This is a genomic window from Bradyrhizobium sp. USDA 3364 (assembly GCF_054056355.1).
Genome location: NZ_JBSRYG010000002.1, coordinates 8,394,661 through 8,414,040, shown reverse-complemented (window position 1 = coordinate 8,414,040; position 19,380 = coordinate 8,394,661). Strand labels below are relative to the sequence as shown.

The 19,380-nt window shown below is 66.0% G+C and carries 19 protein-coding genes; 9 read left to right on the top strand and 10 right to left on the bottom strand.

Annotation, left to right across the window (positions count from 1 at the left end; genetic code table 11):
- Positions 1 to 242: 242 nt before the first annotated feature.
- From flgH to flgF, 4 genes are read right to left on the bottom strand one after another with little or no spacing between them, the layout of a single operon-like run.
- Positions 243 to 995, bottom strand: a complete 753-nt coding sequence (flgH, locus tag ACVILL_RS39870; protein WP_456734017.1) for a flagellar basal body L-ring protein FlgH — start codon at positions 993 to 995, stop codon at positions 243 to 245.
- 5 nt (positions 996 to 1,000) lie between these two features.
- Complete coding sequence (gene flgA / locus ACVILL_RS39865; protein ID WP_456734016.1) at positions 1,001 to 2,050, bottom strand: flagellar basal body P-ring formation chaperone FlgA; 1,050 nt, start codon at positions 2,048 to 2,050, stop codon at positions 1,001 to 1,003.
- Positions 2,051 to 2,055: 5 nt separating this feature from the next.
- Positions 2,056 to 2,844 carry a flagellar basal-body rod protein FlgG gene (flgG, locus tag ACVILL_RS39860; protein ID WP_028337173.1) on the bottom strand — a complete coding sequence of 263 codons (789 nt, stop codon included), beginning with the start codon at positions 2,842 to 2,844 and terminating at the stop codon, positions 2,056 to 2,058.
- Positions 2,845 to 2,860: 16 nt separating this feature from the next.
- Positions 2,861 to 3,625 (bottom strand): flagellar basal-body rod protein FlgF, encoded by a 765-nt coding sequence (gene flgF / locus ACVILL_RS39855; protein WP_456734015.1) that lies wholly within the window; start codon positions 3,623 to 3,625, stop codon positions 2,861 to 2,863.
- 382 nt (positions 3,626 to 4,007) lie between these two features.
- Between flgF and fliL the strand changes: the two genes are divergently transcribed.
- Genes fliL through ACVILL_RS39835 form a run of 4 tightly spaced genes read left to right on the top strand, consistent with a single transcriptional unit; the run spans position 4,008 to position 6,972 of the window.
- A complete protein-coding gene (gene fliL, locus ACVILL_RS39850; RefSeq protein WP_456734014.1) occupies positions 4,008 to 4,496 on the top strand; it encodes a flagellar basal body-associated protein FliL in 489 nt (162 codons plus the stop codon).
- 18 nt (positions 4,497 to 4,514) lie between these two features.
- On the top strand, positions 4,515 to 5,717 hold the full coding sequence (gene fliM, locus ACVILL_RS39845; protein ID WP_456734013.1) for a flagellar motor switch protein FliM: 1,203 nt from the start codon (positions 4,515 to 4,517) through the stop codon (positions 5,715 to 5,717).
- Positions 5,714 to 6,184 carry a DUF6468 domain-containing protein gene (locus ACVILL_RS39840; protein ID WP_456734012.1) on the top strand — a complete coding sequence of 157 codons (471 nt, stop codon included), beginning with the start codon at positions 5,714 to 5,716 and terminating at the stop codon, positions 6,182 to 6,184. The genes fliM and ACVILL_RS39840 overlap by 4 nt, the downstream gene beginning before the upstream one ends.
- Positions 6,181 to 6,972, top strand: a complete 792-nt coding sequence (locus ACVILL_RS39835; RefSeq protein WP_456734011.1) for a MotE family protein — start codon at positions 6,181 to 6,183, stop codon at positions 6,970 to 6,972. The genes ACVILL_RS39840 and ACVILL_RS39835 overlap by 4 nt, the downstream gene beginning before the upstream one ends.
- Before the next feature lie 13 nt (positions 6,973 to 6,985).
- Here the strand turns inward: ACVILL_RS39835 and ACVILL_RS39830 are convergent, their stop codons facing one another.
- Together ACVILL_RS39830 and ACVILL_RS39825 are read right to left on the bottom strand one after the other, a co-directional pair.
- The gene (locus ACVILL_RS39830) at positions 6,986 to 7,378 is read right to left on the bottom strand and encodes a type II toxin-antitoxin system HicB family antitoxin (protein WP_456734010.1); all 393 of its coding nucleotides are present in this window, start codon (positions 7,376 to 7,378) and stop codon (positions 6,986 to 6,988) included.
- Positions 7,379 to 7,418: 40 nt separating this feature from the next.
- Positions 7,419 to 7,607, bottom strand: a complete 189-nt coding sequence (locus ACVILL_RS39825) for a type II toxin-antitoxin system HicA family toxin (protein WP_456734009.1) — start codon at positions 7,605 to 7,607, stop codon at positions 7,419 to 7,421.
- Positions 7,608 to 7,786: 179 nt separating this feature from the next.
- Between ACVILL_RS39825 and ACVILL_RS39820 the strand changes: the two genes are divergently transcribed.
- The 5 genes from ACVILL_RS39820 (at position 7,787) to ACVILL_RS39800 (ending at position 15,183) form a co-directional block, all read left to right on the top strand.
- A complete protein-coding gene (locus tag ACVILL_RS39820; protein ID WP_456734008.1) occupies positions 7,787 to 11,569 on the top strand; it encodes a tetratricopeptide repeat protein in 3,783 nt (1,260 codons plus the stop codon).
- Positions 11,570 to 11,638: 69 nt separating this feature from the next.
- Entirely contained in the window at positions 11,639 to 11,875 is a 237-nt protein-coding gene (locus ACVILL_RS39815) for a hypothetical protein (protein WP_456734007.1), read from the top strand.
- A 124-nt stretch (positions 11,876 to 11,999) separates the two neighbouring features.
- On the top strand, positions 12,000 to 12,941 hold the full coding sequence (locus tag ACVILL_RS39810) for a LysR family transcriptional regulator (protein ID WP_456734006.1): 942 nt from the start codon (positions 12,000 to 12,002) through the stop codon (positions 12,939 to 12,941).
- Positions 12,942 to 13,099: 158 nt separating this feature from the next.
- Positions 13,100 to 13,810, top strand: a complete 711-nt coding sequence (locus ACVILL_RS39805; protein WP_456734005.1) for an SDR family NAD(P)-dependent oxidoreductase — start codon at positions 13,100 to 13,102, stop codon at positions 13,808 to 13,810.
- A 131-nt stretch (positions 13,811 to 13,941) separates the two neighbouring features.
- On the top strand, positions 13,942 to 15,183 hold the full coding sequence (locus ACVILL_RS39800) for a YbfB/YjiJ family MFS transporter (protein ID WP_456734004.1): 1,242 nt from the start codon (positions 13,942 to 13,944) through the stop codon (positions 15,181 to 15,183).
- Here the strand turns inward: ACVILL_RS39800 and ACVILL_RS39795 are convergent.
- The 4 genes from ACVILL_RS39795 to ACVILL_RS39780 all read right to left on the bottom strand — a co-directional run bounded on the left by ACVILL_RS39795 (position 15,180) and on the right by ACVILL_RS39780 (position 19,050).
- Entirely contained in the window at positions 15,180 to 16,331 is a 1,152-nt protein-coding gene (locus ACVILL_RS39795) for an aminotransferase class V-fold PLP-dependent enzyme (RefSeq protein ID WP_456734003.1), read from the bottom strand. The genes ACVILL_RS39800 and ACVILL_RS39795 overlap by 4 nt on opposite strands.
- Positions 16,332 to 16,386: 55 nt before the next feature.
- Complete coding sequence (locus tag ACVILL_RS39790) at positions 16,387 to 17,271, bottom strand: hypothetical protein (protein ID WP_456734002.1); 885 nt, start codon at positions 17,269 to 17,271, stop codon at positions 16,387 to 16,389.
- Between the two features lie 85 nt (positions 17,272 to 17,356).
- Positions 17,357 to 18,109: a flagellar type III secretion system pore protein FliP gene (gene fliP / locus ACVILL_RS39785; protein ID WP_050631029.1), complete on the bottom strand. Its 753-nt coding sequence runs from the start codon at positions 18,107 to 18,109 to the stop codon at positions 17,357 to 17,359.
- The gene (locus ACVILL_RS39780; protein WP_456734001.1) at positions 18,106 to 19,050 is read right to left on the bottom strand and encodes a flagellar biosynthetic protein FliO; all 945 of its coding nucleotides are present in this window, start codon (positions 19,048 to 19,050) and stop codon (positions 18,106 to 18,108) included. The genes fliP and ACVILL_RS39780 overlap by 4 nt, the downstream gene beginning before the upstream one ends.
- Positions 19,051 to 19,380: the final 330 nt, after the last annotated feature.

Sequence of the window (19,380 nt, the reverse complement as noted above, 5' to 3'; positions counted from 1 at the left end):
TTAACAAACCGAGAAGGCGATCGCGTAACTTGCCCGAAGCGGTATCGGACTGGTGGGCTGCGATCGCGCAAGCGCATTCGACCGGTCGGAAGACGCCACGGCCCTCGCCAGGGGAGCTAGCGAGGGCCGTGTTGGTACACCGCGCCGCGCCTAGGTTCGCGACGAGATGTGGGAGCTCGAAAAGACTTACTTGGGCATGATCCTTTTCCGAAAACCGGTTCCCACTTTTCGGGATCATGCCGTTAGAAGGGCAAGAGCACGTCGAGAACCTGCTGGCCGTAGCGCGGCTGTTGCACGTCGGTGATCTGGCCGCGGCCGCCATAGGCGATGCGGGCCTGGGCGATCTTCGAGGAGTCGATGGTGTTGTCGCTCTGGATGTCCTCCGGGCGCACGATGCCGGCCACGATCAGCTCGCGGATTTCGAAGTTGACGCGGATCTCCTGCTTGCCCTCGACCACGAGATTGCCGTTCGGCAGCACCTGGGTGACGACGGCGGCGACGCTGGTCTGCAGCGCTTCCTGGCGGTTCACCGAGCCCTTGCCGTCGCTGGAGGCCGTGGAGTCGGCGGTCAGGATCTTTCCGGGCAGGATCTTGTTGGGCTGGGTGATGGTCTGCGAGCCCAGGAAGTTGGTGATCCCGGAGTCTTCCGAATTGGTGCGGCTGCGTTGGGTCTCGTTGGCGATCGCGGCCTTGTCGGTGAAGTTCACCGTGACGGTCAGGAGGTCGCCGACGCGTGCGGCGCGCTGGTCCTTGAAGAAGGCGCGGGAGCCGCTGCGCCACAGCGAGTTCGGGCTGTACGAGGCGACCTCGGGCTTCGGCATCGGCATCTGCACCGGCTTGTAGCCGGGCTGCGTGGTCGGATTGTCGATCGACGTCAGCCTCGGCTGCTCGCCGATCTGCGAGAGACGGTCGATCGACGAGCAACCGCTGGCGATCGTTCCGAGTGCGAACAGCGCACCGGTCAGGATGAGTCGATTGATACGGTACTGGGACATGAACTTTACTCGGCGTTTGGTGCGACTGAACTCAGCTTGACGGGAGCGGAATCGGACTCGTCGGCGACCGGTGCCGCACGCGGGGTCGCGACCGAGATCGAGACCTCGCCGCGGCCGGTGACGACGCCGGAGACGGCGCGCTTGGACTGCAAATTCATCACGCTGACGACGTCGCCCTCGGCGCCGCCGTCCATCGCCTTGCCGCGGATGGTGAGGTAGATGCCGGCGGTGCGGTAGATCAGCGTGACGTTCTGATCGCGGGTGACGAGATCGGGTTTCGCCATGTCGGCGACGCGCAGCGCCTGGCCGGCGCGCAGCTGGCGGCGCACCTGCATGCCGATGGCGCTGTCGCGCACCGCCGCATCGTTGCCGATCTCGGCCTTCGGACGGCGCTCGATCATCACGTCGGAGGCCTTCAGCACGTCGCCGCGTTCGACATTGCGCGTCAGCACGGCGGCCTCGATGGTCTCGATCGCGGTGCCGCTGAGGCGCAGCTTGTAGGGCGCGGTGCCGGCGTCGTTGCCGACCTCGAAGGAGACGTCGAAGCGCGTCGAGCGCGGGTCGTAGCGCACGGCGATCGGCTGCATCGTGCCGGTATTGGTCGCCTCGAGTCTGATATCGCCGGGATCACGGTCGAAGGTCAGCGCGATGTTGCCGGCCCTGCCGAGCCCGTGGCGCCCCTCCAGCGCGCGCGACACCTGCTGCTCGATCTCCTTGCTGTCGATGGTGCGCACGAGCCGCGTCACCGTGATCTCCTTCAGCTCGCGGGTGTCGACGCCGATCACCTGGTGCGAGCGCAGGATGTTTAGCACCTGCGCCACCGGCAGCGTGCCCGTGGTGCCGAGGTCGGGTGCGCGGTAGACCGCAATGCTGCCGGCGCTGCCGGCATTGTCGATGAGGTCGCCGACCCGCACGATGTCGTCCGCGACCGTGACGCTGGCGCGCAGCGTCGGCACCGCGATGGTCTCGCCGCGGCTTTGCGCGGCGGCCGAACTCATCGAGGCTGTGAGAAGCGCGGCTGCGATCAGGAGTGAGCGGGCGATCATCGACGTCATCCTCCTCAGCGGAACAGGTTGGAGGTCGACTGCATCATCTGGTCGGCGGCGGAGACCACCTTCGAGTTCATCTCGTAGGCGCGCTGCGCTGCGATCAGGTCGGAGATTTCCGAGACCACCTCGACATTGGCCTGTTCGAGGTTGCTCTGCTGCATGTCGCCATAGCCGTCGGTGTTGGCGGTGCCGTCCTGGGGCTGGCCGGAGGCCGGCGTTTCCTGGAACAGATTGTCGCCGATCGGCATCAGGCCTGCCTTGTTGATGAAGCGGGTCAGGCCGATCTGGCCGATATTGGTCGATGCGGTCTGGCCCGGCAGCGTCACAGAGACCTGGCCCTGCGCGTTGATGGTGAGGCCGGAGGCGTTCTGCGGGATCGTGATCGTCGGCTGCAGCAGATTGCCCTGCGCGTTGACGATGCGGCCCTGGTTGTCCATCTGGAACGAGCCGTCGCGGGTGTAGGTGAAGGTGCCATCCGGCATCAGGATCTTGAAGAAGCCCTCGCCGCGGATCGCGATGTCGAGATCGTTGCCGGTCGGCGACAGCGTGCCCTGGGTCATCATGCGCGGCGTGCCGACGGTCTTCACGCCGCCGCCGAGGTCGATGCCCATCGGCATGATGGTGTTCTGGTCGGAGGCCTGCGCGCCGACCCGGCGCACGTGATCGTAGATCAGGTCCTGGAACGCGGCGCGCTGCTTCTTGTAGCCGGTGGTGCGCAGGTTCGCGATGTTGTTGGAGATCACCTGAACGCTGAGTTCCTGTGCCGCCATTCCGGTCGCAGCGGTATAAAGTGCGCGCATCGGTCAGTCCCCCGGATCAGTTCGGCACGTCGGCGAGCTTTTCGATCGCCGATTTGTGCAGGTCGCTCTGCTGCTGCAGCAGCGAGGCGATTTGGGTGTAGGTCCGCGTGATCTCGATCATGCGGCTCATCTCGACGACGGAATTGACGTTCGACTTCTCGATGAAGCCCTGGCGGATCTGGGCCTTGGCGTCCGGCAGCGCCTGCGCGCCTTCGCCGGCCGAGTAGAGGTTGGAGCCTTCCTTCAGCAGGCGCTGGGCCTGCGCGAATGAGACGAGGCGCAGCTTGCCGCGGATCGAGTCGAGGCGGGACGTGCCCTCGAGCACGGAGATGTTGCCGTCAGGGGCGATGTTGACGTCGTGATCGGTCTGCTGGAACGTGATCGGGCCGGCGGTGCCGAGCACCTGGTAACCTTCGGCGGTGACCAGCTGGCCGCGATTGTTGATCGCCAGATTGCCTTCGCGGGTGTAGCGCTCGCCGCCCGGCGTCTGCACCACCAGGAAGGCATTGCCGTCGATCGCGACATCGAGCGGGTTCTTGGTCTCTTCGGTCGGACCCTGCGAGAAGTCGTGGAAGGTCGCGCGGTCCTGCACGAACGAGACGCGGCGATCGCGAGCCGCGAAATTGTCCTCATGCGCGTTCGAGGCGAGATATTCCTGGAACAGCGACCGGTCGGCCTTGTAGCCGTTGGTGTTCATGTTCGCGATGTTGTTGGAAACGACATCCATCTGCCGTTCCAGCACCATCTGCTTCGATAGTCCGACCAGAAGCGTATTCTGCATCGGCGGTTCTCCCCTGTGAGGTGACCCGAAGCGAGGTTCTCCCAAACCTTTAACCTCGGACCGTCGGTAACCATTGGGTTCTCCCAAACCCGCCGGTCACGCCGTCCTCTCAGCGAAAGCCGTGCCAACTCGGAATATTCAGTTATTTGAACGGTTTAGGTGTTTGATGGGGCGTCGGGCAGGGCGGCAGAAAGGTCTTGTTGACCACGTTTGCCCGGCAGTTTTTTCCTAGTGGATGGTAAATCCTAAGCTTCCGTTAACCATTATGACCCCAGTGTTGCCGGCATTGGGGCGCGTGTGCGCCGGCGGCATTTGTATCGCGTCTTCAGGCCAAAGCTGGGGCAAATCGCGTTCGCATCCTTCGGGTTGAAGCGAGCGGACGATGGCGGACGACGAAAAGACGGATAGCGGCGAGGGCGCAGCCGCTCCGAAGAAGGGCAAGCTCAAGCTGATCATCGCCGTCGTCGGCTTCCTCGTCGTGCTCGGCGCGGGCGCGGGCGGATGGCTCTTCTTCATGCGCGGCCACGGCGAGGAGCAGCACGCCGAGGCGCCGCCGCCGAAGCCGCCGAGCTTCATCGACGTGCCCGACATGCTGGTCAACCTGGTCGGCGCCCCCGGCGAGCGCGTGCAGTATCTCAAGCTGAAGCTCGTGCTCGAGATCAAGGAAGAGAAGCAGGTCGAGGCGATCAAGCCGGCGCTGCCGCGCGTCACCGACCTGTTCCAGACCTATATGCGCGAGCTGCGCCCGAGCGATCTCAACGGCTCGGCCGGCCTGTTTCGCCTCAAGGAGGAGCTCACCAAGCGCGTCAATCTCGCGCTGGCGCCCAACCAGGTCAACGCCGTGCTGTTCAAGGAAGTCGTGATCCAGTGACGGGGTGGATGTAAAGCCATGGCCGGCAACGACCAGATGGACCAGGACGCCATTGCGGCCCAATGGGAGGCCTCGCTCGATTCCGAGGATCCCGCAGCCGCCGCGGCGGAAGCGGCCAAGAACGAACTCACCGAGAGCATGGCGCTGCAATGGGCCGCCATGGTCGAGGACGGCAGCCGTGACTTCGGCGGCAAGAGCACCAATGGCGAGCGCGTGCTGTCGCAGGAGGAGATCGACAATCTCCTCGGCTTCACGGTCGGCGACGTCAGCCTCGACGACCATTCCGGCATCCGCGCCATCATCGATTCCGCGATGGTGTCCTACGAGCGTCTGCCGATGCTCGAAATCGTGTTCGACCGCCTGGTGCGGTTGATGACGACATCGTTGCGCAATTTCACCTCCGACAACGTCGAAGTCTCGCTCGACCGCATCACCTCGGTGCGCTTCGGCGACTACATGAACTCGATCCCGCTGCCGGCGGTGCTCTCGGTGTTCAAGGCGGAGGAGTGGGAGAATTTCGGCCTCGCCACCGTGGACTCCAGCCTGATCTATTCGATGATCGACGTGCTGCTCGGCGGCCGCCGCGGCCAGACCCAGCTGCGCATCGAGGGCCGGCCCTACACCACGATCGAGACCAATCTGGTCAAGCGGCTGGTCGAGGTGGTGCTGTCGGATGCCGAGCAGGCGTTCCGGCCGCTGTCGCCGGTGACCTTCTCGATCGACCGGCTCGAGACCAATCCGCGCTTTGCCGCGATCAGCCGTCCGGCCAATGCCGCGATCCTGGTGCGCCTGCGCATCGACATGGAAGATCGCGGCGGCAACATCGAATTGCTGCTGCCTTACGCCACCATCGAACCGATCCGCAACGTGCTGTTGCAGATGTTCATGGGCGAAAAGTTCGGCCGCGACCCGATCTGGGAAGGCCATTTCGCCACCGAGGTGGCGCAGGCCGAGATCTCGGTCGACGCGGTGCTGTACGAGGCCGACATCCCGCTGAAGGAACTGATGAAGCTGAAGGTCGGCGACACGCTGCCGCTGGATATCCGTTCCGACGCGCTGGTCTCGGTCCGTTGCGGCAACGTCACGCTGACGGAAGGCCGCATGGGCCGGGTCGGCGACCGGGTCGCGATCCGCGTCACCAAGAATTTGCGTAAACCCCAAACCACCTTCGCGATGTTCGAGAAGGCGGACGAGCGGACCAAGATGATGGAGGCACCATGAGTCATGTGCTTGGACTAGCAATCGAGAGTCTGGTGGCCGTGCTGCTGATGCTGACGATCGGCTATTGCTGGCTGCTCAACAAGCGCCTGCAGCGGCTGAAGGCCGATGAGCATTCGCTGAAGGCGACGATCGCCGAACTGATCACGGCGACCGAGATCGCCGAGCGGGCGATCGGCGGGCTGAAGCACGCGGTACGTGACGTCAACGAGAACCTCGGCAACCAGCTCGACGCGGCAACGCAGATGTCGGCGCAGCTGAGAAACCAGCTCGCCGAAGGCGACCATGTGGTGCGCCGCCTGTCCAAGATCGCGCTCGCCGCGCGGCCGCCGGAGCCCGCGCATACACCGGCACAGGCAGCTGCGCCTGCCGCGCCAGTGGCGGCGCCCCGGGTTTCCGCCGCGCGCGCGGTTGCCGCGGCGGCTGAAGCCTTCACCGAGCGCAGGAGGGCCGGCGGCCTCGCTGCATGAAGTTGCTTCGCGACATCAGAGTGATGCCTGTGGTGCTGGTCGCGATCTTCGGCCTGATGGTGCTGAAGGTCGCCGGCCTCGTGCTCGATGGCGGTTACGTGTTCGCCGACGATACACCGCAGCCGGCGGGACCGTCTTGGGCGCAGCAGAACTTCAACTTCCCCGGCGGCAAGGCGGTCGTCGACAGCAGGAGCAAAGCCGATCCCGGTGACATCACGGGATCGGTCGAGAAGAAGGACGAGGCGCCGAAGCCGACCGCACCGGCCGCGGAGCCGTCCAAGCCCGACGGCGTCGTGGTCAATCTGGATGCGCCCGCGCCGGTGTCGGCATCCGAACGCGCAATTCTCGAACGCTTGCAGGCGCGTCGTCAGGAGCTCGAGCAGCGCGCCCGTGAGGTCGATATCCGCGAAGGCCTCCTGAAGGCGGCCGAGAAGCGCATCGAGGCCAAGGTCGAGGAAGCCAAGGCCAATGACGCCAAGGCGAACGCCGATGCGGCGGCAAAGGCCGAAGCAGATGCCGCGCGCTTCAAGGGCATCGTCACCATGTACGAGAACATGAAGCCGAAGGACGCAGCAAAGGTGTTCGATCGTCTGGAAATGAACGTGCTCTACCAGATCGCTTCGCAGATCCAGCCGCGCAAGATGTCCGACATCCTCGGCCTGATGCAGCCCGAGGCCGCCGAACGGCTCACGGTCGAACTCGCCCGCAGAGCCAGCGGCGACAAGTCGGCATCAACCGACGATCTCCCCAAGATCGAAGGCAAGATGCTCGCGCCGAAGACGAATTGAGGGGCGCCGGCTTCTAGGCCGCCAACGCTTTCTTGGCGGCTTGAGCGAGAAAGCCGGAGCGAGTGAAGCCTTCCTGCTCGGCGCGGCGATCGATCTCGCTGAGGATGTCGGATGGAAGAGTGATGTTCACGCGAACGCTTCTCACGTCCTCCGCCGGGGCTGGAATCAGAACGGCAACGCCGCTGCGGTTTTCCGGATCGGCCATGATCTCCTCAAGAGAGGAGGGCGCAGGCACGGCTTCGCCGTCCGCGGCCATACCTTCCAGATGGAGGGCCAAGGCTTCGGCGGCCATCGCACGGGCGTCGTCGAGATCGGTACCTGCGGTGATGACACCGGGCAGATCAGGAAACGAGACTCCGTAATCGCTGTCGGAATCCTTATGGATCAAAGCGATGTAGTGCCGCATTGTCGTCTCCCACTTGCTAACCCCTTGGGCTTCGTCTTCGTCATTTCAGCTTCAGGCCGGATTGCTTCTCGATACTCTTGAAGGTCCCGATGGGGACGTCTCTCTTGGGATGCGGGACGGTGACGCGGCCCGGCTTCGTGGGGTGCGTGAATTGAACGTGGCTGCCTTTCTGGGCAACCTGCACCCATCCGTCGGCCTTCAACGCTTTGATGATATCCGCCGATCTCACTGTGTATTTATACACACAAATACGTAGTTTATCAACACACAAATACACACTGCCTCAACCTCAATGTTCGCAATCCGTTGACGTTAACAGCTCCTTAACGCCGCCCGATCCAAGATCGGGAGGCGTGGGCGAGGGCGCTTCGCGCTGGCTTGGCTGAGGTCCCGAGAAGACGTTTCGAGATGGCGCGAACGGCTGCCGCTGGAACATGGTCGCTAGGCCGCGCCTGGGCGCGGACCGCGCATCTGTGCCTGCTCGCGACCGGCCTTGCTCTCGCAACCCTCACGTCTCCGACCGCGGCGCGGGCCGAAGACCCGGTGCCGGGTGAGGCGACATTCTCGGCCGCGAACGGCTATGCCCGGCTGGTGCTGAAGCTGAAGGAGGACGTCGAGTCCGAGGTGACGACCGCGGGGTCGATCATCGTGATCCGCTTCAAACGTCCCGTCCAAATCCCCGTCGAGACACTCTCGGATGCGGTGCCTGATTATGTCGGCGCCGCGCGCCGCGATCCGGACGGGTCGGCGATCCGCCTGTCTCTGGCGCGCCGCGTCACCATCAACACCATGACCGCCGGCGAGCGCACCTTCATCGACTTCCTGCCCGACGGCTGGACCGGCCCGCCGCCGTCGCTGCCGCAGGAGGTGATCCGCGAACTGGCGGAGCGCGCCCGCGCCGCCGAGCGGCTGCTGCGCATCCAGCGCGCCGCCGATGCCGCCAAGAAGAAGCCGGCGATCCGCGTCCGCGCGCTGGTGCAGCCCACCTTTGTCCGCTTCGTGTTCGAGGTCCCCGACGGGGTCAGCGTCTCCTCGGTGCTGAACGAGCAGAAGCTGACGCTGTCCTTCAACTCGGTCCTGAGCTTCGACCTTGCCGATGCCAAGGTCGCGGCTCCGCCAAACGTCGCGTCGATCAGCGCGCGCTCCGATACCGACACCTCGGCGGTCGATGTGACCTTGATTGGCGATGTCGACGTGCATTCGTTTCGCGACGAGAAGAACTACATCGTCGATGTCGCCTTCCAGCAGGGCGAGCAGCAGCTGGCGGCAAAGCCTGCGCTGAGCGCGTTGTTGCCCGCGCGGGGCAAGAAGGGCGCAGCGGCGATCGCACCGGTCACGTCGGAAAGCATCGCACAGCAGGCCAAGATCGAGATCAAGCCCGAACAGCCCAAGTCCGAGCAGCCGCAACCGCAATCCGAGCCGGTCAAACCCGAGCAAGCCACGACCGAACAGCCGGCCGCCGCGCCCGCCAGGACGGAGCAGCCGAGATCGGAGCTGTCCAATCCGGAACTGCCGAAGATCGCGGCTGCATCGGCAGCCGATGTCGAGAACGCGGCTCCACCGGCCGTGCCGCGCGAGGGCGGCGCGTCCTCTGCGGTGGAACAGAACAAGGCGCCGGTGAGCGAGGCGCCGCAGCCGGCACCCGCCGCCGCGGCCGCGCCGGCGATGGAAGCGCCGAAGCCCGCCGCCGCGCCATCCTCGCCCGTCGTGGCCCGCACCGGCGGCCAGCCCGCGGTCGAAGCCATCCGCGACAGCGACGGGCTGCGGGTGACGTTCTCATTCCCGGGAGCGACACCGGCGGCGCTGTTCCGCCGCGCCGACACGGTGTGGATGGTGTTCGACACGCCTGAGGCGATCGACGTCGATCCGATCCGCGCCAAGGCCGGCGCGCTGATCTCGGATGTCAGCCGGATTGCGCTGGAGAAGGGGCAGGCGGTGCGCTTCCGCCTCAACCGGCCGCAGATGCCGTCGCTCGAAAGCGACGACCGCTCACGCGGCGTGAGTTGGACGCTGACCTTTGCCGACCGGGTGCAGAAGCCGCCGTTGCCGCTGTCAGTGGTGCGCAACATCAGCGAGCCCTCGCTCGCCAATGTCAGCGTGCCGCTCGCCAATCCCGGCCAGCTGCACAAACTGGTCGATCCCGATGCCGGCGATACGCTGTGGGTCGTGACCGCCCCGCCGCCGACCCGCGGCATCATCAAGCGGCAGGATTTCGTCGAGCTCTCGCTGCTGGAATCGATCCACGGCGTTGTGGTCCATCCGAACGCCGACGACGTCAAGGCGGAGGTCGGCGCCGACAAGGTGATACTGGGCCGGCCCGGCGGCCTGACGCTGTCATCGGCCGACGTCGCCGCCGAGCGCGCGACCGCGGCGGTGAAGCCGCTGTTCGATCCGGACGAGTGGCGCAAGAACCAGTCGGAAAACTTCCTGAAGCAGCTCGACGGCTTGATTGGAGCGGCATCGACCGCCAATGCCGAGCAGCTGCCGCAGGCGCGGCTTGATCTCGCCGACTTCTACATGGCGCGCGGCATGTACCAGGAAGCCCATGGTGTCGCCAACCTGATCCTGTCCGAGAGCAAGCGCGGCAGCGAGACACCGGCCGTGGTGATGGTGCATGCCGTCGCGAGCATCCTGATCGGGCACCCGGCACGCGGCCTCAAGGATCTCGCCAATCCCGTGATCGGCAACGGCTACGATTCCCAATTGTGGAAGGGCCTCGCCTTCGCCCGCGAGGGCAAATGGGCCGAGGCGCGGGAAAAGTTCAAGAACGCCGAATTCGCGGTCGCGACGCTGCCGCCCGACCTGCAGCGCATCGTCACGATGGATTCGATGAAGGCCTCGCTCGAGGTCAAGGACTATGCCGGCGCCGCAAGGCGCAAGAGCGATCTCGATGTGGTCGGCGTTCCCGACGCGCTCAAGCCCGCGGTTGCGGTGCTGCGCGGCCGGCTCGCCGAAGCGCTCGGCCAGGAGAAGGACGCGCTCGACGCCTACCGCTTCGCTGCCAATTCGGCCGACCGCCAGGCCGCCGCCGAAGGCAAGTTGCTCGAGACGCTGCTCAAGCAGAAGCGCGGCGAGCTCGGCCGTGACGATGTGCTGAAGGAGCTCGAGCTCTTGTCGATGTTGTGGCGCGGCGACAATATCGAGCTGAAGACGCTCTACATGCTGTCGAAGATCTACGCCGAGACCGCGCGCTATGCCGACGCCTTCGCGGTGACGCGCGCCGCCACCCGGTTGCAGCCGAACGCGCCGGAATCGCGCCAGGCGCAGGATGCCGCCTCGGCGCTGTTCATGCAGCTCTATCTCGGCCCCAAGGGCGACGAGATGGCGCCGATCGACGCGCTCGGCACCTTCTACGAGTATCGCGAACTGACGCCGATCGGCCGCCGCGGCGACGAGATGATCCGCCGTCTCGCCGACCGTCTCGTCGGTGTCGATCTGCTCGACCAGGCCGCCGACCTCCTGCAATACCAGGTCGACAAGCGCCTCGAAGGCGCGGCGCGCGCCCAGGTCGCCGCGCGGCTTGCGATGGTCTATCTGATGAACCGCAAGCCCGACCGCGCCATTGGCGCGCTGCGCTTGACCCGGATCGCCGATCTTTCCGGCGAATTGCGCCAGCAGCGGCTGCTGCTCGAGGCGCGCGCGCAGAGCGACGTCGGCCGCCACGACCTCGCGCTCGACATCATCTCGAACATCACCGGGCGCGAGGCGATCCGGCTGCGTTCGGACATCTACTGGGCGGCGCGGCACTGGCGCGAAGCGTCCGAGCAGATCGAGCTCTATTACGGCGATCGCTGGCGCGATTTCACGCCGCTCAACGCTGCCGAGAAGGCCGACATCATCCGCGCCGTGGTCGGCTACGCGCTCGCCGAGGACGCCATCGGGCTGTCCCGGTTCCGCGAGAAATACGCGCCGCTGATGTCCGGCGATGCGGACAAGCTGGCGTTCGACGCGGCCAGCAAGCCGGTCGCGACCTCGAGTGCGGAATTCGCCCAGATCGCGCGGATGGCCGCCAGCGTCGACACGCTCGATGGCTTCATCCGCGAGATGAAGACCCGCTTCCCCGACGCTACCGCCCGCGCACCGCTGCCCGATCCGGTCTCGACCGGATCGGTATCCGACAAGCCGAAGGTCGCGCCGGTGAGCGCGCTGCCGGTCATCAAGGGCGAGCGCCGCGCCAGCGCGTCCCAGTAACGCCTCTCGACAGACGCCCATCAAATCGGCAACCATGGCTGATGTCGCCTGCCGGGAGGACGTCATTACATGAGCAAGCCGATCAAGACCGAAGCCGAACACGTCGCGATGGCGCGCGCCGAATTGAAGGTGCATGCCGACTGCCCCGGCGACATGGACATCTCCGTGCTGCGCGACGGCGACAGCTGGGAATTTCGGGACAGCGCCAACGACGCCACGGTGGCGAGGCCCGGCTATCCGGAATGTGTCGCGATGCTGGTGCAGATCGGCGATCACCTCAGCAAGCAGCACGATGTGAAGGGGTAAGCATGATCCGGAAAAGTGCGAAGTGGTTTTCCGAAAGGATCATGCTCAAACAATGAGCTAAAGCGCGATGACAATTCAACCCAATCTCATCGTGCTTTAGCAGCGGCCGCGAAGCGGGGGATCGATGGATCGCATCGACGCCATGAAGGTCTTCGTCGCGGCGGTCGACGAGGGCAGCCTTGCCGGCGCGGGGCGGAAACTGCGGCGCTCGCCGGCGGCGGTCAGCCGGGCGATCGCGTTCCTCGAGCATCACGTCGGCGCCGAGCTGCTTCATCGCACCACGCGATCGTTGAAGCTGAGCGACACCGGCCAGCGTTACGCGGCGGCGTGCCGGCGCATCCTGAGCGAGCTCGAGGAGGCCGACATCTCGGCCGGCGGCGAGCGGGCTGCGCCGCGCGGCACGCTGACGATCACCGCGCCGATTGTCGTGGGTGAAGACGTGCTGCGGCCGGTGCTCGATGCCTTCATGACGGAATATCCGGCGGTGACGGTGCGGCTCGTGATGCTCGATCGCACTGTCAATCTGATCGACGAGGGTATCGACGTCGCGCTGCGCATCGCCCATCTCGCCGATTCCAATTTCGTCGCGATCAAGGTGGGCGAGGTGCGCCGCGTGGTCGCGGCGTCGCCGGGCTATCTCGCGCAGCATCCGGTGATCGGCGAGCCGGCCGATCTGGCGAAACACCAGATCATCGCGATGACGCATTTCGGGCTCGACTCCTGGAGCTTTCCGCCGGCTGCGAAGTCGAAGGTGGCGCGGGCGGTGCAGTTCGTGCCGCGGCTGGTCGTCAACACCGTGCGCGCGGCGGTCGCCTCGGCCAGCGAAGGCTACGGCGTCACCCGGTTGTTCTCGTATCACATCGCCGAGGAGATCCGTGACGGGCGGCTGCGGATCTTGCTTGTCAAGGACGAGCATCCGCCGCTGCCGGTGCATCTGCTGGCGCCGCAGGGCCGCTTCGACGTGCCGAAGGTGCGCGCCTTCGTCGACTTCGCGGCGCCGCGGCTGAAACGCTATTTCGAGCGGTTGTCGCGCGAGGCCAGCTACGCTGGCGCCAAGGCGCGATGAAGCCGGGCTGTTTCGCACTCTTCCGGGCCATGCTCATTCGTTCGCAGCGCGGAAGAGTGTCTGCCGAATAGCGGGCATTCGCGCGGAAAGCGGATGTATCTAGGTTCGTCTCCATCGAAGCGGCGCTGGGTCGCTTCAGCAACGGATGGAGAGAAATCATGGGTGCAGAGCAGAAGGTTGCCATTATCACCGGTGCGTCGCAGGGCCTCGGCGAGGCGATCCTGAAGGGCTATCGCGATCGCAACTGGCGCGTCGTCGCCAACTCCCGCAACATCAAGCCGTCGTCGGACCCGGATGTCCTGGCCGTGTCGGGCGACATCGGCGATCGCGAGGTTGCCGACCGCATCGTCAAGCAGGCCCTTGCGCATTTCGGCCGCGTCGACACGCTGGTCAACAATGCCGGCATCTTCGTCGCCAAGCCGTTCACCGACCACACCGACCAGGACTACGCCGCGGTGCTGGCGACCAATCTCAACGGCTTCTTCTACATCACCCGTCGCGTCGCCAAGGAGATGGTGAAGCAGGGATCCGGTCACATCGTGCAGATCACGACCAGCCTCGTCGATCACGCCAACAGCAACGTGCCCTCGGTGCTGGCCTCGCTCACCAAGGGCGGTCTGGCCGCCGCGACCAAGTCGCTCGCGATCGAATACGCCGCCAAGGGCATCCGCGTGAACGCGGTGGCGCCGGGCGTGATCAAGACGCCGATGCACGCGTCGGCGACGCACGACTTCCTCGCCAAGCTGCATCCGGTCGGGCGCATGGGCGAGATGAAGGACATCGCCGACGCCGTGCTGTTCCTGGAAGGCGCGGGCTTCGTCACCGGCGAGATCCTGCATGTCGACGGCGGCCAGAGCGCCGGGCACTGAAAGCGCTAGCGGCCGGCGTCACATCGAACCGTGCACCTCTCCCGATCAGGAGAGGTGAGGCGTGATCGCTGAGAGCGATTGCTGCAATCGCAACTAATCATTTTTCACGAATGACCGGAGGGCCTACTGCGATGTCCATGTCAGCCAATGTCGATCATGACAGACGCCATCACGCCGAGCCGCATCGTGAAGCCGGCAAGCCGTTGTGGGTGTCCGCGGCGGCGGGGCTGTGCGCCTCGCTGGTCGGGCTCGGGCTGGCGCGCTTCGCCTACACGCCGCTGATTCCGGCACTGATCGCAGCAAAATGGTTCACGCCCGCGGAAGCGGTCTATCTCGGTGCGGCCAACCTGGCCGGTTATCTCGCCGGCGCGCTGATCGCGCGCGATCTCGGCGCGCGGATCGGCTCGGTGTGGGCGCTGCGCGGCATGATGGTGCTGGCCGCGGTGACTTGCTTTGCCTGCGCGGTGCCGATCTCCTTCATCTGGTTCTTCGGCTTCCGATTTCTCGCCGGCATCAGTGGCGGCGTGATCATGGTGCTGGCGGCGACCGCGATCCTGCCGCGCACGGCCCCACACAAGCGCGGCCTGGTCGGCGGCGTGATCTTCGCCGGTGTTGGTCTCGGCGTCGCCGCATCTGGCACGCTGGTGCCGCTGCTGCTGCAGCAGGGCGTCAAGCAGGCCTGGTACGGGCTCGGCGTGCTGTCGGCGGTGCTGACATTGATCAGCTGGAAGGCGTGGCCGGCGGACGCGCCTGCCACGCATGGGGCAGCCGAGCAGCATGTCGCGTCGCATGGCGTGCGCTCGCCGCTGCTGCTCGCGCTGTGCCTGGAATACGGCCTCAACGCGCTGGCGCTTGTGCCGCACATGGTGTTCCTGGTCGATTTCGTCGCCCGCGGTCTCGGGCAGGGGATCGCGGCAGGATCGTATTACTGGGTGCTGTACGGCATCGGCGCCGTGGTCGGCCCGCTGCTCTCAGGACATCTCGCCGATCGTGCCGGCTTCGCCGCGGCGCTTCGCGTGGCGTTCCTGATCGAGGCGGTCGCGGTTGCGCTGCCCGCCGTCACGACCACGCCTGCAGCGCTGATCATGTCGAGTCTCATTGTCGGCGGCTTCACGCCCGGCATCGTGCCGCTGGTGATCGGCCGCATCCACGAGCTGATCCCGCATTCGGCGGCGGGCCAGCGTTCGGCTTGGGCGCAGGCGACTACGACCTTCGCGCTGTTCCAGGCGGCGGGCGCCTACGGCCTGTCCTATCTGTTCGCGCGGAGCGGTGGCGACTATGCGCTGCTGTTCGTGATCGGTGCCGCCGCGGTGGCTGTCGCGTTGGCGATCGAACTGGTCAGCGTGCTCGCACTCAAGCGCAAGCCCAACTAACCGCGCGGGGCTTTCGCCAACACAGCGACGAGGCGGTCGACATCGGCCTCGTCGTTGAAGACGTGCGGCGAGATCCGCATCCGGCCGAGCCGCAGCGCGACGTGGATGTTCTCGGCGGCAAGCCGTGCGATCAATTCCTTCGGAATGCCGCCGGCCATGCCGAGGCTCAGGATATGCGGAGCGCGCAGGCTCTGCCCCAGCACGTTGAGCCCGAGATCACGGACGCCGTCGGCGATCCGTTGCGTCAGCATCGCGAGCCGTTCGCTGACGGCGGCGGCGTCCCAGTCCGCCATCATCTCCATGCCGATCGACGCCATCTCGAGCGTGATGAAGTGATCGCGCTCGCCCATGTCGTAGCGGCGGGCATTGTCGACATAGGCGAGATCGCCGAAGTAGACCGGGTTCTCGGAATTCACATTGCGGCGGCCGGCGGAGGTCTGCTCCAGCGGCACGCCGTTCTGGTGGCGCTTTGCAATGTAGAGGAAGGCGCGGCCGTAGGGGCCGATCAGCCATTTGTAGGTCGGGAAGATCACGGCATCCGGATCAAGCTTTGTCACGTCCATCGCGACGACACCGGCACTCTGCGTCGCGTCGATCACGAACATGGCGCCAAGCCGCCGCAGCGCGGCCTGCACCCGGTCGACGTCGATCATGCCGCCGTCCGACCAGTGCACCGAGGAGATCGAGGCGAGGGCGAGCGGCGGCGCGCCTGACCGCTCGATGGTTGTGAGCACGGCCGAGGTCCAGTCACCGTCGGCGGGCTGGCGCACAGTGTCGACAACGAAGCTCTGCGCCTCGGCGCGGGCGTGCCATTCCAGCACCGGCGAGGAGTGATCGTTCTCCAGCACGACGACGCGCGTACCGCGCGGAATCGTCAGCGCCTTCGCCACCGTCGCGACGCCATAGCTGATCGCCGGGATCAGCGCGATGTCATTGGGATCGGCATTGATCAGGCGTGCCGCCGCGCTGCGGGCCCGCTCATGCTGGCGGGCGGCTAAATCGGCTTCGATTCTCCAGGGCTGGCCCTTGCGTCCGACCGCGGCGCGGCCGGCCTCCAGCGTCTTCAGCGGCAGCGGGCTGTAGGACGCCGAATTCAGGTAGCAGACCTCGCGTGGGATCTCGAACAGGTGGCGCTGGGAGGGAAGCATGGCGTCTCGTGGCTGAAAATTTGCAGGTGATGGCGTGATGCGGCGCTGCGCGCGCTCAGCCGGCATACTGGTCCGGCCCCATCGCCCAGGGCGCCTGATCGTAGCCGTTGGCGAAGGTGCGGTTGGTCTGGTCAGGATTGCGGTTGATCAGCGGCCGCAGATACATCGGATGGGTGGCGCTGCGCACCTCGTGCTCGACGGTGAACAGATGCCGCCCGTCGGCGGGATCGACGATGTCGCAGAAGCGGTACTGGTACTGATTGTCCTCGCGCGAGACCAGGTTGCGCTCGCGCAGTCGCCTGTAGGGGCCTGAGAAATCCGTGATGTAGATCTGGACGTGATGGCCGTCGAACTCACCCTGCGCAGAATCGGTCTCGCGGAATTGCAGATACTGATCCTTGCCGACCTTTGCGCGCGCGACGACACCGTCGCCGTTCACCACGCTGGCGGGGATACCCATGATCTCGGGATAGAACCGGCTGATCGCCTCCGCTGTACCTGACGGCACCTCGAACTCGACATAGGGCATGCCGAGCGCGATGCGCCCGAACCGGTTCGTATCCGGCTCGTAGCAGCGCAGGCGGTTGCCCCAGGGGCAGGTGGCCTCGACATGATCGTTGTGCTCGCGATAACTGAACGCGGTGCCTTCGAGCTTTGGCGCGACCGCGGCAAGCCGCGCGAGCAGGGCCTGCCGGCCGGCGATCACGATGCCGGTGTGGCCGCGCAGCACCTGCGGCCTGCCACTCGGCAGATGAAACTGGCTGCGGCCGGCGTTCACCCACATGTTGCTGTCGGAGACCATCAGATAGGGATCGCGGGTCAACCCGATGCCCGCGACATAGAACAGCGTGGCGAGGCGCTGGTCGGGGACCTGCACGTTGACGTGCTCGAGATGGATGGCGTTGCCGAGATCTTCTGCGGCGCGGTCGAACTGCTGCACGGCACGGCTCCCTGGATGCGGTGCCGCGCATGATAGTGCAACGGCACGGCCGATCCAGCGATGCGGCCATGATTGTTTCGCGGGGCTACCCCCCGTAACTCTGCACCAGGCTGCCGGCGACCAGTGCCCAGCCGTCGACCAAGACGAAGAAGATCAGCTTGAACGGCAGCGAGACCACCACCGGCGGCAGCATCATCATGCCCATCGACATCAGGACCGAGGCGACCACGAGGTCGATGATCAGGAACGGCAGGAACAGGAGGAAGCCGATCTCGAAGGCGCGCTTCAATTCGGAGATCATGAAGGCCGGCACCAGGATGCGCAGCGACATCTCCTCCGGCGTCGCCGGCGGCGGCTCGCCGGAGAGGTCCATGAACAGTTTCAGGTCCTTCTCCCGGACGTTCTTCTGCATGAAGCCGCGCAGCGGCACCGAGGCGCGCTGCAGCGCCTCCTCGACGCCGATCTGGTTGGCGACCAGCGGCTTGATGCCGTCGTCATAGGATTTCTGCAGCACCGGCCCCATCACGAAGGCGGTGAGGAACATCGCGAGCGCGATCATCACCGAGTTCGGCGGCGCGGTCGCGGTGCCGAGCGCGGTGCGCAACAGCGAGAGCACGACGACGATGCGCGTGAACGACGTCATCATGACCAGGATCGAGGGCGCGATCGACAGCACCGTGAGCAGCGCGATCAGCTGGATCGCGCGCTCGGTCACGCCGCCATTGCCGCCGCCGAGATTGATGCTGATATCCTGCGCCATCGCCGGATCGGCAAAGGATCCGGCGGCGATCAGGACAGCGATGAAAAAAACTCTACGCGGGACTGCCCCGAACCTCACGAAGGATTCTTCGGTCGGCCGAGCAGCGATGCCATCTCGTCCTCGAGGTTCTCGAATCCGCTCTTCGGCTGTGCCGGCGGGGTGGGCGGTTCGCTGCGCGGTGCGCGGGCCGGCGGCGCCTCGGGCGCAACCGGTGGCGCGACGGTCTCGCCGGCGCCGGTCGGGCGGCGCAGTGCCGCTTCGAGCCGCTGCGCCATCTCGGCGAGATTGGCATCGGCGTTCGATGGCGGCTGCGGCGCGGCCGGAGCCGCCTGCGTTGCGACCGGCTGCGGAGCAGGGGGAGCCGGTGGCGGCGGCGGTGTCACGGCGCGCTCGGGCGCGCGCAGCGGCGGCGGCGCCTTCGGCGGCTCGGCACCACGCGGCGGGCGCGGGACGACGGGTTCGGAGCGCGGCGGCAGGCGCGGCGGCACCGGATCGGGCCGCGGCTCGCCGCGCTCGGGCGTGAAGCCCGCGAGCGGATCGCTGCGGCGCTCCGCAATCGGCGGCGGGGGACGGCGAAGCTCGTCGGCGAAGGAGGGACGCGCCGGACGCGGCGGCAGCTCCGGCTCGGGAAGATCGAAATTCTCGCCGCGGGCGGCTTCGCTCTCGTTCCAGGCCGTATCCGGGAGCGGCGCGGCGCGCGGCAGCGCGGCCTCGGGGGCGACCGCGGGACGGCTCGACATCTGATCGCGCCCCGGCATCGCGCGGACGATGTTCGGCTCGACGACGATGTCGGTCGGGCCGCCGATCATCAGGAGATGCTCGATATTGTCGCGGCGGACCAGGACCAGGCGGCGGCGGCCGTCGACGGCAGCCGCGTCGATCACCGCCAGGCGCGGCATGCGTCCGCGGTTGGCATTGGCGCCCAGGCGGTTTCCGGCGAAGCGGCGAACGAGCCATGCGGTCACGCCGATCAGCGCCAGCACGACAACGAATGCCAAGACGAATGTAATGACCTGCATATTGGAGTCCCCGGCCATCTTGGCCTTCCTCAGCTTCCGCCATCAACGAGCGCGGATTGATAGGTGCGGTTTACGCAGCGAATCGCGCCAGAGATTCGCCTTATTTCTTAATTCACAGCGGCTTGCAGCCGACAATTCTATTAATAAACCAAGAATCGCTTGTCCCAAAACGACTTCTCAGCGCCCCACGCTGTCTTGGTTTGTGCTGGTTAACGCAGCATTCGTGGCGAAAATGCGCTCGCAGGCCGCACTTGCGGCGTTCTCCACGGATCAGTCCGGCATTTTAACCACCCGTTAACCATACACCGGGCAAATTCTGCCTACCTCGGA